A 13,808-nucleotide genomic window follows, 5' to 3' on the forward strand; every position below is an offset into this window, starting at 1 on the left:
ATTATTTATCCTTCTTACACATTGGGAAGCCAAGCGCTTCACGTGACGCGTAGTACGCCTCTGCAACAGCTTTAGTCAGGTTGCGGATACGAAGGATGTAACGTTGACGCTCTGTTACAGAGATAGCTTTGCGCGCATCAAGGATGTTGAATGCGTGACCTGCTTTTAGAATGCGCTCGTAAGCTGGAAGCGGAAGTGGCTTCTCAAGCTCAAGTAGCTCTTTACACTCTTTTTCGCACTGGTCGAAGAAAGTGAATAGGAAATCTACGTCTGCGTGCTCGAAGTTGTATGTTGATTGCTCAACTTCGTTTTGGTGGAAGATGTCACCGTAAGTCACGTTAGAACCGTCTGGTGCTACGTTCCATACAAGGTCGTAAACAGAGTCTACTTCTTGGATGTACATTGCTAGACGCTCTATACCGTAAGTGATCTCGCCCGTTACAGGTTTACACTCAAGACCGCCAACTTGTTGGAAGTAAGTGAATTGAGTCACTTCCATACCGTTTAGCCATACTTCCCAACCAAGACCCCATGCGCCTAGCGTTGGGTTTTCCCAGTTGTCTTCTACGAAACGAATATCGTGAACAAGTGGGTCGACACCAAGAACTTCAAGAGAGCCTAAGTACAACTCCTGGATGTTATCTGGAGAAGGTTTTAGAGCTACTTGGAATTGATAGTAGTGCTGCAGGCGGTTCGGGTTTTCACCGTAACGACCATCGGTCGGACGACGAGAAGGTTGAACGTATGCCGTAGACATTGGCTCTGGGCCAAGTGCACGTAGACATGTCATTGGGTGAGAGGTGCCAGCACCTACTTCCATATCTAGTGGTTGAACAATGGTACAACCGTTTTGTGCCCAGTAATCCTGCAGCGCGAGGATCATTCCCTGGAAGGTTTTGATATCGTATTTTTGCATAGTCAGGTTCGCGCGATTCTTTTAAATGAATGAGAAAAATAACCTCTGAGTATACCGAGATATTGGTAAAGCGAGTAGGGGTAATCTTGTTTAATTAGTGGTCTAAAATGTCGTTTAGTGGATTTTTTTGCCTTTAATGTTTGTTTTTCGGCACAAGTGGATATTTTGATAACTTTGACACTTGTGTTTGAAAGCGTGGGTGATTAAAATCTCACGGTCTTTGGGGAGTAGCTTACTTATTCATATCCTATTGAATGAGTTCGTCCGTCAACATAATTGATGCAAAATCATCATGGCGTTCGAGGCAACCACCACCTTGGTGGCGCTTAGCAAGACCTTAGACAAGCATCGTGAACCGGGATGGGGCGCGAGGTTTGTCTTTGGTTAAATATAATAATCTCCGTCCCAAATGAGCATGTCGTGAGCGTTTTAGCAATTTCAATTACAACTGTCGCCTTAGCCGAGATCGGTGATAAGACTCAGTTGCTATCCCTTTTATTAGCCAGTCGATATCGCAAGCCGATACCTATTATCGCGGCTATCTTCTTTGCCACCATTGCCAATCATGCTCTTGCTGCATGGCTCGGTGTCGTTATCGCAGATTACTTATCTCCTGAAATCTTAAAATGGGTGCTGGTGGTCAGTTTCATTGCGATGGCGGGCTGGATTCTGATTCCGGATAAGTTGGATGACGATGAGCAGATCTCGAATCGAGGCCCATTTGTTGCCAGTTTTATCGCTTTCTTTATTGCTGAGATTGGTGATAAGACTCAGATTGCGACCTCCATTTTAGGGGCTCAATATTCTGATGCATTAACGTGGGTAATTCTTGGCACAACGATCGGTATGTTGTTGGCGAATGTGCCTGTAGTGATCATTGGTAAGTTATCGGCAGACAAGATGCCTCTTGATCTGATTCGCAAGATCACCGCCTTGTTATTCGTGGGTTTGGCTATCGCAGCGGCTTTCTATTAAGCGGTAGTATTGAGTCTTATTATACTCAACCAGTAGAGTAATGTGTTGTAGGTCATACTCTTACAGTATTGTGGGGTTTATCGAGCAAATGGACATATAACTGTCATACTTGTCATGATATTTTAACCTTGTGAGTTAAGAACACGAGGGCATGATTATGTTGACGCGTTATATGGGTATTACTCCACAAAGCCAAAGTTATCTATTTACCTTTGGTCTTGCACTTACACTATTAGGCATGGTGTTGACGGACATGTGGCTACCAATGGTGGCTGGTTCGATGATCATGACCGGGCTTGCGGTAGAAGCTTGGATTCGGGTCGCGCATATTATTCCTATGCGAAAAGATATCCGAGAAATTCAGCATCAGCTTGAGCATCTGCAAAATAAATCTAGAAACGAATAAACAAAAAGCCGCTCGTACTCTGAGTTCTGTTGAAGAACATAAGGTACGAGCGGCTTTTTTGATACTTGATAGTCGGTGGGGCGTTACGCCTCCAATCCCTTTCTGATCAAATACTGGTAAGGCAACGTTTCTGTCGCTTGGCCTACCAACTGGTGATCCATGAATCGACAAAAGCTCGGAATATCACGAGTTGTCGAAGGATCGTCAGCTTTTACCAGTAACACATCGCCATCCTGCATGTTTCTAATTGTCTTCCTGACCATCATTACTGGCTCTGGGCAACGCAGGCCTTCAGCTTCTAAAGTGTGGGTTGCCAGTTCAGGTTTGAATGTCATGGTTTGTATCTCTATATCTATCTAACGAGTGAATAATACGTCTGCAGAAAAAATATGCAATAAGTGCTTGGCAAACGGAACCATTTCCTATAACTTAATTAACAAGTTGATAACAACTTGAAGCAAAGGCAACTAGCTAAGGAGTGGCGATGTTGACAGGATTAGATAGATTAACAATTTATTCAGTTCTCTGTTTTATTTCTTTTTGTGCGTTAGTACTACGCTCATCGACAGAGACCTCTCTAATGCCAATTTTTGGCATAGTAGCAACGATTATTGGTATTTGGGTAGAGATGCGCCGTTGGCAAGGCATAGCCGAGGAGCAAGAGCACTAACCCGAATACAACAAGCAAATTCCAATACGACAACATTCCGACACTATCCCCAGATTTTCTTGGGCTTCCCCGCGTAATTGCGGGATTTTTTTTATCTAAAGCATGCTATAAACAACTTAGTGACTAATGATAATTGTATACAGCTAGGTAAGTGGCGTGGAATTAGAAGACATCTATCGTAGAGACCTGAATTTACTGGTCGCCTTAAAGGTATTGATTGAAGAGGGCAGTGTTAGTCAAGCTGCGCTTCGTCTTAACCTAAGCCAGTCGGCAACCAGCCGAGTATTAGGCCGCTTAAGAGAACTACTCAACGATCCCCTGTTTACACGCCAAGGTCAGCACCTTATTCCCACCAAGAAAGCACTCGAGATCAGCCAGCGCATTGATCAGCCTTTAGAATCATTCCGTCAGTTGCTTAGTCCGAGTGATTTCGATCCTTACTATTGCAGTGAGCGTTTTTTAATTGCGACCACTGACTACGCGATGCAAACCATCTTGCCTTATGCGTTGCCTAAGATTTATGAACAAGCTCCTAATATCTCTTTGGAGTTTGCTCCGTTGCAGCATGAACATTTGTTTAAACAGCTCAGCACCGAACGTGTGGATATGGCGATTTGTCGCCCGAGTGGCAGCATTGCACCACTTCATCAAGAGGTCTTGGGGCCGGTCGGTGTGTCGTGTCTGTTATCTAAAAACCACCCATTAGCCGATAAGCCTTTAAGCCTTGAAGACTATGTATCACTCCCGCACGCGATGATTGCGATCAGTGATGGCGTTAAGGCTTTATTAGACAATGCCTTAGCCAATCAAAACCCACGCAAAATGGTGCTGCGTGCTTATCACCTTGAAGCGGCATTGGCGATTGTCGATAGAATGCCGTTGGTGATCACAGTGCCTGCTGATTTAGCTTACTTGGTGGCTGAGCGTTATGACTTGGTCGTTAAACCGCTGCCATTCGAGTTTATGCCGTTTGATTACTCACTGATTTGGCATTCACGCTGCGATTCTTCTGCCTCGCAACAATGGTTAAGAAGGGTGGTAAAAGAGGAGTGTGGTGAGTTGATCCAGAAGCGTATTGCGGATGTTGGCTTGGGTTAATGGAGGTCTCGCTTTGGTTTACTCGATCCAAATGACAAAAACGCAAAAGGGCTGATTACTATCAGCCCTTTGTTATTCTGGGTTACGGAAGTTTAATTCGCAATTATAGTTTAATAACTACGCGACCAGTGATTTGACCGTTAGTGATGTCTTCTGCAGCTTGAATTGCACCATCTAAAGACACTTCTTTAGTCGCTTGGCTGTAGAAAGACTCAGGTAGTAATTCAGCCAGTTGTTCCCACGCTTTAATACGTTTTTCACGAGGGCACATTACTGAATCCACACCTTGTAGGCGAACGTTACGCAGAATGAATGGCATTACCGTGGTTGGTAAATCAAAACCACCTGCTAGGCCACACATTGCAACCGCGCCATTGTAATCAATTTGTGCTAATACTTTCGCAAGTACTTTGCTACCTACTGTATCGATAGCACCAGCCCACAATTGTTTCTCAAGTGGTTTCGCTGGTTCTTCTAATTCAGCACGCTCAACAATGCGTGTCGCGCCTAGTGATTTTAGAAGCTCACCATTTGCTGAAGCTCGGCCAGTAACTGCTGCTACTTTGTAACCCAGTTGGTTTAGTAGAGTGATAGATACACTGCCTACACCGCCACTTGCACCTGTTACTAGGATTTCACCGTCTTCAGGTTTGATGCCTGCATCTACGATAGCTTGCACACAAAGCATCGCAGTGAAGCCAGCTGTGCCAATCGCCATTACTTTCTTAGCGTCAAGACCTGCAGGCATTGGCACTAACCAGTCACCATTTAGGCTAGCTTTCTCAGCCATACCGCCCCAGTGGCCTTCACCAACACCCCAACCCGTCAGAACAACTTCGTCGCCTGCTTTGTAGCGCGGGTCATCAGATTGTGAAACCACACCAGAAAGGTCGATACCAGGAACCATAGGGAAGTTGCGAACAATGCGCCCTTTACCTGTTATCGCCAAACCATCTTTGTAGTTCAAAGAAGAGTAGCTCACATCAACCTTCACGTTACCTTCTGGTAATTGAGACTCATCAATTTGAGAAACTGATGCGATAGTTTTTTTGTCTTCTTGGTTTAGTACAAGTGCTTTAAACATGATCTGCTCCGTAGGAGGAATATTAGGAAACTGAAGTAACTTTAGTTGAATCATCCGAGAAAAAATAATGAAACATCAACATTGAATATATGCGTTTTGTGCATAGATGTAGGTGGTACTTTTTCTTTTGCCAAGTCCGCTTAACGAATCGATAGATTATCGGATGCCGAGTAATAAAAAGTGCAGCTATATAAATATAGCTGCACAAAATATTACCTTTCAAGTATTACAGTCAGTGATCGCTATGGGCGTTCAAATACCGTTGCAATACCTTGGCCTAAACCAATACACATGGTCGCTAAGCCGTATTTCACGTCTTGCGCTTCCATCAGGTTGATTAGGGTGGTCGATATACGAGAGCCAGAACAACCCAGTGGGTGACCGAGTGCAATCGCACCACCGTTAAGGTTAACTTTCTCATCAACCACATCCAACAGACCTAGGTCTTTAGCACATGGCAGAGATTGAGCAGCGAACGCTTCGTTGAGCTCAATAACGCCCATATCTTCAATGTTCAGACCTGCACGTTTTAACGCTTTTTGAGTCGCTGGTACTGGGCCGTAACCCATGATTGAAGGATCGCAGCCTGCGATAGCCATCGATTTCACGCGAGCACGAATCTTCAGGCCAAGCGCGTTGGCTTTATCTTCACTCATGATCAACATTGCCGATGCACCATCAGACAGTGCAGATGAAGTACCTGCTGTTACTGTCCCGTTTGCTGGGTCAAATACTGGGCGAAGCTGAGACAAGCCTTCAACTGTTGTTTCTGGGCGAATAACTTCATCGTAATCCAGAGTGAACAGTGAACCGTCTGCTGCGTGAGCTTCGGTTGGTAGGATTTCGTTCTTGAAACGACCTTCTACTGTTGCAGCTTGTGCTCGAGCATGTGAACGAGCGGCGAATGCATCTTGGTCTTCACGGCTAATACCGTGCATTTTGCCTAGCATCTCAGCCGTTAGGCCCATCATACCGGCAGCTTTCGCTACGTGTTTAGACATGCCAGGGTGAAAATCAACACCATGGTTCATTGGTACGTGACCCATGTGTTCTACACCACCGATAAGGCAGATTTCAGCATCACCAACCATGATAGAGCGGGTTGCATCATGCAGAGCTTGCATAGATGAGCCACATAAACGGTTGACTGTTACCGCACCAATTTCAATCGGTAGACCAGCAAGCAAAGCAGCGTTACGTGCGACGTTGAAGCCTTGCTCTAGCGTTTGTTGTACACAACCCCAGTAAATGTCTTCAATTTCGACAGGGTTTACTTCTGGGTTGCGCTCTAAAATGCCTTTCATCAAATGTGCCGACAGATCTTCAGCACGAGTGTGACGGAAAGCTCCACCTTTGGAACGTCCCATTGGGGTACGAAGGCAATCAACAACAACTACATTTTTCATTTTGCTATTCCTTTTCCAAATGTGGGTTACAGAGAACTTGCTTGTTGGCCGTCGTAAAAGCTTTCGCCTTTCGCTGCCATATCAAGCAATAGTTGAGGAACTTGGTACATTGCACCTAAGTCTTGGTAGCTCTTCGCCATTTCAACGAAGTTACCAATACCCACACTGTCTAAGTAGCGGAATACGCCGCCTCTGAATGGAGGGAAGCCTAAACCGTAAACCAGTGCCATATCCGCTTCTTGCGGTGTCGCGATGATGCCTTCTTCTAAACAAAGCACCACTTCGTTGATCATAGGAATCATCACACGTTGGATAATTGTCTGGTCATCAAAGTCTTGTGGCTGTTGGCATACGTCAGCCAAGATAGGAAGAATGTCTTCAGAGAAGGTTTTCTTCGGGCGACCACGTTTGTCTACGCTGTACGTGTAGAAACCACTGCCGTTCTTCTGGCCGTATTTTTCAGCGACGTAAAGTGCGTCAATTGCATCACGACCTTCTTTACCCATACGCTCTGGGAAACCTTGCGCCATTACTGCTTGTGCGTGGTGTGCTGTGTCTAAACCTACAACGTCTAGCAAGTAAGCTGGGCCCATTGGCCAACCGAACTTGCGTTCCATGACTTTATCGATCTTAGTGAAGTCAGCACCGTCGCGTAGCAACATGCTGAAACCGCCAAAGTAAGGGAAAAGTACACGGTTAACGAAGAAGCCTGGGCAGTCGTTAACAACGATAGGGGATTTACCCATCTTCGCTGCGTAAGCAACCACACGATTGATGGTTTCTTCTGAAGTATGCTCTCCGCGGATGATCTCAACCAAAGGCATGCGGTGTACTGGGTTAAAGAAGTGCATGCCACAGAAGTTCTCTGGGCGCTTCAAAGATTTCGCTAACAGGTTAATCGGAATCGTTGAGGTATTTGACGTTAGAACCGTGTCTTCACCAACCAAACCTTCCACTTCGCTCAAAACTGCCGCTTTTACTTTCGGGTTTTCTACAACCGCTTCCACAATCACATCCGATTGCTCAACACCTGCATAATGTAGGCTTGGAGTAATAGAAGACAGAATGCCTGCCATCTTGAATCCATCTAGGCGACCGCGTGATAAGCGTTTATTCAACAACTTAGAAGCTTCGTTCATACCAAGGTCTAGAGACGCCTGTGCGATGTCTTTCATCATCACTGGCACTCCTTTCAATGCTGACTGGTAAGCAATACCGCCACCCATGATGCCAGCGCCAAGTACTGCTGCGCGTTCAGTTGCTTTATTCGCAGACTTACCAGCTTGTTTTGCTAAGCCTTTGATGTATTGGTCATTAAGGAATAAGCCGACCAATGCTTTCGCTTCTTCAGATTTTGCTAGCTTAACGAAGTGTTTACGCTCGATGTCTAGTGCTGCATCGCGATCGCTACGTGCTGCTTCTTCGATAGCGATAACCGAAGTGATTGGTGCTGGGTAATGAGGCCCTGCTTTTTGAGCAACTAAGCCTTTCGCCATGGTAAAGCTCATCATCGCTTCTAGTTTGCTTAGTGAAAGTGCTGATGTTTTTTGTTTACGACGTAGTTGCCAATCGAGTTTCTCATTGGCTGCTAGAGAAATAGTGTTGATTGCCGACTCTAGTAACTGGTCTGTTTCAACAATCGCATCTAACAAGCCAACTTTAAGCGCTTCATCTGGACGGCATGCTTTGCCTTGAGTGATAATTTCCATCGCGCTGTCAGCACCGATAACACGAGGCAGGCGCACACAACCACCAAAACCAGGCATGATGCCAAGTTTGGTTTCTGGTAGACCTATGCTGGTGGTCTTGTCACCGATACGGAAATCGGTAGCGAGTACACATTCACAGCCGCCGCCAAGGGCATGGCCACGCATCATTGAAAGAGTTGGGACAGGAAGGTCTTCGAGCTTGCTGAAGATTGAATTAGCGAATCTTAACCATTCATCAAGTTCTGCTTCTGGCTTAGCAAATAGGCCAAGAAATTCAGTGATGTCTGCGCCCACAATGAACGCGTCTTTGTTTGAAGTTAAGATTAAACCACGTAATCCTGCGTGAGCATTAAGAGCATCTAACGCTTTATCTAGTGATTCTAAAGTTGCAAGGTCGAGTTTGTTTACAGATGCCGGTGCACAGAAGCTTAATTCCGCAATACCATCTTGTAATTCCTTTACCTGTAGAGTGTTAGCTTGGTAAATCATTGTCTATCTCCATGACATACAATCCACGATTGTTTGAGAGAATCTTGTTATCTTTCTATTATTGTAGAGCACCTGGTAAGACCAGTTATTCTAGTCTGTACCTCTGCTTGATTAATTTCAATACATTTTTTAAACAATTGTTTAACATTGTGCGACAGCACAGATCCTCTAACCCTTATTATTCACGCGTGATACACTTCGCCGCTCTTATTAATTAAGTTAACGATATGAATGAACAGCCCTATTTAATACCGTCAGCGTCGGCTCTGTTTGAAGAAGAGATAAAGAAGAGCGTCTTCATTACTCATCTTGCTCATACTCCAAGTGTAGAAGCTGCTAAACAGTTCGTAGAACAGGTAAAAAAAGAGCATTCATCAGCGCGACATAATTGTTGGGGCTTTGCTGCAGGGCGACCTGAAGACTCAATGAAATGGGGCTTTAGTGATGATGGAGAGCCATCTGGTACTGCGGGTAAGCCTATCTTGGCGCAACTGTCTGGTTCTGGTGTTGGTGAACTGACGGCCGTTGTCACTCGTTATTCTGGCGGAATCAAGCTTGGAACAGGTGGCCTAGTAAAGGCTTACGGCGGTGGAGTACAACAAGCTCTCAAGCTGCTTCAAACTATCGAGAAAAAAATAACCACAAAATTACGGCTAGAGTTAGACTATGGCTTTGTGCCAATTGCGCAATCCATTATGGCTCAGCATCAGGCTGTTGAAGTCCAAGCGGATTATGGTGTGCAAGTTGAGCTTATTATTGAAATAGAGCTCCTTCAGGTAGATTCGTTTACCCAAACCATGATCAATAAAAGCGGTGCTAAGGCACTGGTAACGAAAGTCAAAGACAACTAGGAAGTGTGAAGCATTTCGCTTCGTTCAATAGCTCATGCAATTTCGCTCAATTATTCGAATCGTCGGATTATTATTAGCACTTTTTAGTGTATCAATGCTCGCACCTGCGCTCGTCGCACTGATCTATAGAGATGGTGCGGGTGTGCCATTTGTGACGACTTTCTTTGTTCTATTATTTTGTGGAGCAACTTGCTGGTTTCCAAACCGACGCTATAAACATGAATTGAAGGCGCGAGATGGCTTTCTCATTGTGGTGTTGTTCTGGACGGTAATCGGCAGTGCTGGTGCGCTGCCGTTTTTGATCGCGGATAATCCGAGCGTTTCCGTTACTGATGCCTTTTTCGAATCGTTTTCTGCATTAACAACGACAGGTGCAACGGTAATTGTTGGCCTCGATGACTTACCTAAAGCAATTCTATTTTACCGCCAATTCCTACAATGGTTTGGTGGTATGGGTATCATCGTATTGGCGGTAGCCATCCTTCCTGTTCTGGGTATCGGTGGTATGCAGCTATATCGTGCTGAAATCCCGGGTCCAGTAAAAGATAGCAAGATGACTCCGCGTATTGCAGAAACGGCAAAAGCGCTTTGGTACATCTATCTGAGTCTAACGATTGCTTGTGCGGTGGCGTTTTGGCTTGCAGGCATGAGTTTCTTTGATGCAATCAGCCACAGTTTCTCAACCATTGCTATTGGTGGCTTCTCGACTCACGACGCGAGTATGGGCTACTTCAACAGCCCTGCGATTAACATGATTACGGTCGTGTTCCTTCTTATATCTGCATGTAACTATTCTCTTCACTTTGCGGCCTTTGCTTCTGGTGGCGTGCATCCTAAGTATTACTGGAAAGATCCAGAGTTCCGCGCCTTTATCTTTATTCAAGTCGTCCTGTTTTTAGTTTGTTTCTTATTACTGCTGAATCATCACTCTTACGATTCGTATTATGATGCTTTCGATCAGGCGTTGTTCCAGACAGTATCTATTTCAACAACAGCAGGCTTCACCACCACCGGTTTTTCTGAATGGCCGTTATTCTTACCTGTGCTGCTTCTGTTCTCTTCTTTTATAGGTGGCTGTGCAGGTTCAACGGGTGGCGGTATGAAAGTCATTCGAATATTACTGCTTACTTTACAGGGTGCTCGTGAAATGAAGCGTCTTGTCCACCCGCGTGCTGTCTATACCATCAAGGTTGGTGGTTCGGCGCTACCACAACGTGTCGTTGATGCGGTTTGGGGTTTCTTCTCTGCATACGCATTGGTTTTTGTGGTTTGTATGTTGGCTCTTATTGCTACGGGGATGGATGAGCTAAGTGCTTTCTCTGCCGTAGCGGCAACATTGAATAACCTTGGTCCAGGCTTAGGTGAAGTGGCAATGCACTTCGGCGATGTGAATGACAAGGCTAAATGGGTGTTGATCGTATCCATGCTGTTTGGCCGCTTAGAGATATTCACCTTATTAATTTTATTGACCCCTACGTTTTGGCGTAGCTAAGGACATATTGTGGCAAAAGCTCTATTTTTGTATTCAAGCAGTGAAGGGCAGACCAAGAAAATCTTGAACTATATAAAAGAAGAAATGAATGAGTTCGAATGTGAGCTTCAAGATCTGCACACCATTGGTAATGTCGACTTTGCTCAGTATGACCGAGTTTTGATTGGCGCATCTATTCGCTATGGACACCTCAATAAGAAGCTATATCAGTTCATTGATGCCAACCTTGCTCAGCTGCAATCCAACAAGGTTGCTTTCTTTTGCGTCAACTTAACGGCTCGTAAAGAAGACCAAGGTAAAGATACTCCTGAAGGCAGCGCTTATATTAAGAAGTTCCTTCTTAAGTCCCCGTGGCAACCTACTTTGATCGGTGTTTTTGCTGGCGCCCTCTATTACCCTCGTTATAACTGGTTCGATAAAACCATGATTCGCTTCATTATGAATATGACAGGTGGAGAAACGGATACAACCAAAGAAGTCGAGTACACAAATTGGGGAAAAGTCTCTTTATTCTCTAAAAAACTGCAAGAGATGTAAGAGAAAAGCTTACTTTTGAGGCGTTTTGAGTTCTTTTTAATCGAACAAATAAAAAAACGAGAAAAACTTCAAAAAGGGCTTGCCAGTGTGATCGAAATCTCTATAATGCCACCTCGCTGACACGGGATGGCTTCGAAGCTTAGGTTTCAAAAGCAAAAACGAAACAGCAGGTCAAATTAGCCAAGCTAAGCGCTTGAAAAAAGTTTTGAAAATAGTGGTTGACACTAAAACTTAAATCGCTAAAATGGCCGTCCGATTTGAGCGAAGCTCAAAAAGGAAAAGCTCTTTAACAATTTAAACCTATCAATCTGTGTGGGCACTCGTTGATGAATATCAAAACGTTTTATCGTTAGATAAAACAGATTCTTCGGAATCAAAATTGATTTCAATGAACTGAGTGACCAATACGTTTAACTACTTGTAGTTATTCGGCACAGTCAATTCATTACCATTCTGTTGGAATGGTAATAGCTTTAGAATTACATGTTCATCAATCTTTTTCGAAAGAGCGAATGAATATTAGTTTTGAAGTCAGTATTCGTTGAGTCACAAAATCTTAAATTGAAGAGTTTGATCATGGCTCAGATTGAACGCTGGCGGCAGGCCTAACACATGCAAGTCGAGCGGAAACGACACTAACAATCCTTCGGGTGCGTTAATGGGCGTCGAGCGGCGGACGGGTGAGTAATGCCTAGGAAATTGCCTTGATGTGGGGGATAACCATTGGAAACGATGGCTAATACCGCATAATGCCTACGGGCCAAAGAGGGGGACCTTCGGGCCTCTCGCGTCAAGATATGCCTAGGTGGGATTAGCTAGTTGGTGAGGTAATGGCTCACCAAGGCGACGATCCCTAGCTGGTCTGAGAGGATGATCAGCCACACTGGAACTGAGACACGGTCCAGACTCCTACGGGAGGCAGCAGTGGGGAATATTGCACAATGGGCGAAAGCCTGATGCAGCCATGCCGCGTGTATGAAGAAGGCCTTCGGGTTGTAAAGTACTTTCAGTTGTGAGGAAGGGTGTGTAGTTAATAGCTGCACATCTTGACGTTAGCAACAGAAGAAGCACCGGCTAACTCCGTGCCAGCAGCCGCGGTAATACGGAGGGTGCGAGCGTTAATCGGAATTACTGGGCGTAAAGCGCATGCAGGTGGTTCATTAAGTCAGATGTGAAAGCCCGGGGCTCAACCTCGGAACTGCATTTGAAACTGGTGAACTAGAGTGCTGTAGAGGGGGGTAGAATTTCAGGTGTAGCGGTGAAATGCGTAGAGATCTGAAGGAATACCAGTGGCGAAGGCGGCCCCCTGGACAGACACTGACACTCAGATGCGAAAGCGTGGGGAGCAAACAGGATTAGATACCCTGGTAGTCCACGCCGTAAACGATGTCTACTTGGAGGTTGTGGCCTTGAGCCGTGGCTTTCGGAGCTAACGCGTTAAGTAGACCGCCTGGGGAGTACGGTCGCAAGATTAAAACTCAAATGAATTGACGGGGGCCCGCACAAGCGGTGGAGCATGTGGTTTAATTCGATGCAACGCGAAGAACCTTACCTACTCTTGACATCCAGAGAAGCCAGCGGAGACGCAGGTGTGCCTTCGGGAGCTCTGAGACAGGTGCTGCATGGCTGTCGTCAGCTCGTGTTGTGAAATGTTGGGTTAAGTCCCGCAACGAGCGCAACCCTTATCCTTGTTTGCCAGCGAGTAATGTCGGGAACTCCAGGGAGACTGCCGGTGATAAACCGGAGGAAGGTGGGGACGACGTCAAGTCATCATGGCCCTTACGAGTAGGGCTACACACGTGCTACAATGGCGCATACAGAGGGCAGCAAGCTAGCGATAGTGAGCGAATCCCAAAAAGTGCGTCGTAGTCCGGATTGGAGTCTGCAACTCGACTCCATGAAGTCGGAATCGCTAGTAATCGTGAATCAGAATGTCACGGTGAATACGTTCCCGGGCCTTGTACACACCGCCCGTCACACCATGGGAGTGGGCTGCAAAAGAAGTGGGTAGTTTAACCTTTCGGGGAGGACGCTCACCACTTTGTGGTTCATGACTGGGGTGAAGTCGTAACAAGGTAGCCCTAGGGGAACCTGGGGCTGGATCACCTCCTTATACGAAGATATCCACGACAAGTGTCCACACAGATTGATTAGGTTTAGAAAAGCAAAGAGAAG

General features: G+C 45.6%; 12 protein-coding genes, 1 rRNA gene and 1 riboswitch. Of the genes, 8 read left to right on the top strand and 5 right to left on the bottom strand.

The annotated features are described in order from the left end of the window. Position 1: 1 nt before the first annotated feature. Complete coding sequence (gene glyQ, locus OCV30_RS00045; protein WP_009848159.1) at positions 2 to 916, bottom strand: glycine--tRNA ligase subunit alpha; 915 nt, start codon at positions 914 to 916, stop codon at positions 2 to 4. 210 nt (positions 917 to 1,126) lie between these two features. Then, positions 1,127 to 1,302: riboswitch (yybP-ykoY riboswitch) on the top strand. A gap of 34 nt (positions 1,303 to 1,336) precedes the next feature. On the opposite strand from glyQ, the gene OCV30_RS00050 reads away from it, so the two are divergent. Then, entirely contained in the window at positions 1,337 to 1,891 is a 555-nt protein-coding gene (locus tag OCV30_RS00050; RefSeq protein ID WP_017077289.1) for a TMEM165/GDT1 family protein, read from the top strand. Between the two features lie 151 nt (positions 1,892 to 2,042). Further along, on the top strand, positions 2,043 to 2,297 hold the full coding sequence (locus OCV30_RS00055; RefSeq protein WP_004736676.1) for a hypothetical protein: 255 nt from the start codon (positions 2,043 to 2,045) through the stop codon (positions 2,295 to 2,297). An 83-nt stretch (positions 2,298 to 2,380) separates the two neighbouring features. Here OCV30_RS00055 and tusA read toward each other — a convergent pair whose 3' ends face one another. Then, on the bottom strand, positions 2,381 to 2,632 hold the full coding sequence (tusA, locus tag OCV30_RS00060) for a sulfurtransferase TusA (RefSeq protein ID WP_004736675.1): 252 nt from the start codon (positions 2,630 to 2,632) through the stop codon (positions 2,381 to 2,383). A 149-nt stretch (positions 2,633 to 2,781) separates the two neighbouring features. Between tusA and OCV30_RS00065 the strand changes: the two genes are divergently transcribed. Both OCV30_RS00065 and OCV30_RS00070 read left to right on the top strand, forming a co-directional pair. Beyond that, on the top strand, positions 2,782 to 2,967 hold the full coding sequence (locus tag OCV30_RS00065) for a hypothetical protein (protein ID WP_004736674.1): 186 nt from the start codon (positions 2,782 to 2,784) through the stop codon (positions 2,965 to 2,967). Between the two features lie 156 nt (positions 2,968 to 3,123). Next, positions 3,124 to 4,065: a LysR family transcriptional regulator gene (locus tag OCV30_RS00070; protein ID WP_065678312.1), complete on the top strand. Its 942-nt coding sequence runs from the start codon at positions 3,124 to 3,126 to the stop codon at positions 4,063 to 4,065. Positions 4,066 to 4,168: 103 nt separating this feature from the next. Here the strand turns inward: OCV30_RS00070 and acuI are convergent, their stop codons facing one another. The 3 genes from acuI to fadB all read right to left on the bottom strand — a co-directional run bounded on the left by acuI (position 4,169) and on the right by fadB (position 8,753). Further along, positions 4,169 to 5,149, bottom strand: a complete 981-nt coding sequence (acuI, locus tag OCV30_RS00075; RefSeq protein WP_065678311.1) for an acrylyl-CoA reductase (NADPH) — start codon at positions 5,147 to 5,149, stop codon at positions 4,169 to 4,171. Positions 5,150 to 5,391: 242 nt separating this feature from the next. Continuing rightward, on the bottom strand, positions 5,392 to 6,555 hold the full coding sequence (fadA, locus tag OCV30_RS00080; RefSeq protein WP_065678310.1) for an acetyl-CoA C-acyltransferase FadA: 1,164 nt from the start codon (positions 6,553 to 6,555) through the stop codon (positions 5,392 to 5,394). 26 nt (positions 6,556 to 6,581) lie between these two features. Then, complete coding sequence (gene fadB, locus OCV30_RS00085; protein WP_065678309.1) at positions 6,582 to 8,753, bottom strand: fatty acid oxidation complex subunit alpha FadB; 2,172 nt, start codon at positions 8,751 to 8,753, stop codon at positions 6,582 to 6,584. Positions 8,754 to 8,980: 227 nt separating this feature from the next. On the opposite strand from fadB, the gene OCV30_RS00090 reads away from it, so the two are divergent. From OCV30_RS00090 to OCV30_RS00105, 4 genes are all read left to right on the top strand, one after another. Further along, entirely contained in the window at positions 8,981 to 9,604 is a 624-nt protein-coding gene (locus tag OCV30_RS00090) for a YigZ family protein (protein WP_004736669.1), read from the top strand. A 34-nt stretch (positions 9,605 to 9,638) separates the two neighbouring features. Continuing rightward, a complete protein-coding gene (locus OCV30_RS00095; protein ID WP_012602960.1) occupies positions 9,639 to 11,096 on the top strand; it encodes a TrkH family potassium uptake protein in 1,458 nt (485 codons plus the stop codon). 9 nt (positions 11,097 to 11,105) lie between these two features. After that, positions 11,106 to 11,633, top strand: coding sequence for a menaquinone-dependent protoporphyrinogen IX dehydrogenase (gene hemG / locus OCV30_RS00100; protein WP_065678308.1), 528 nt, complete (start codon positions 11,106 to 11,108; stop codon positions 11,631 to 11,633). 558 nt (positions 11,634 to 12,191) lie between these two features. Then, positions 12,192 to 13,746, top strand: a 16S ribosomal RNA gene (locus OCV30_RS00105). Positions 13,747 to 13,808 lie beyond the last annotated feature (62 nt).

The sequence above is a fragment of the Vibrio atlanticus genome, assembly GCF_024347315.1.
Lineage (GTDB): Bacteria > Pseudomonadota > Gammaproteobacteria > Enterobacterales > Vibrionaceae > Vibrio > Vibrio atlanticus.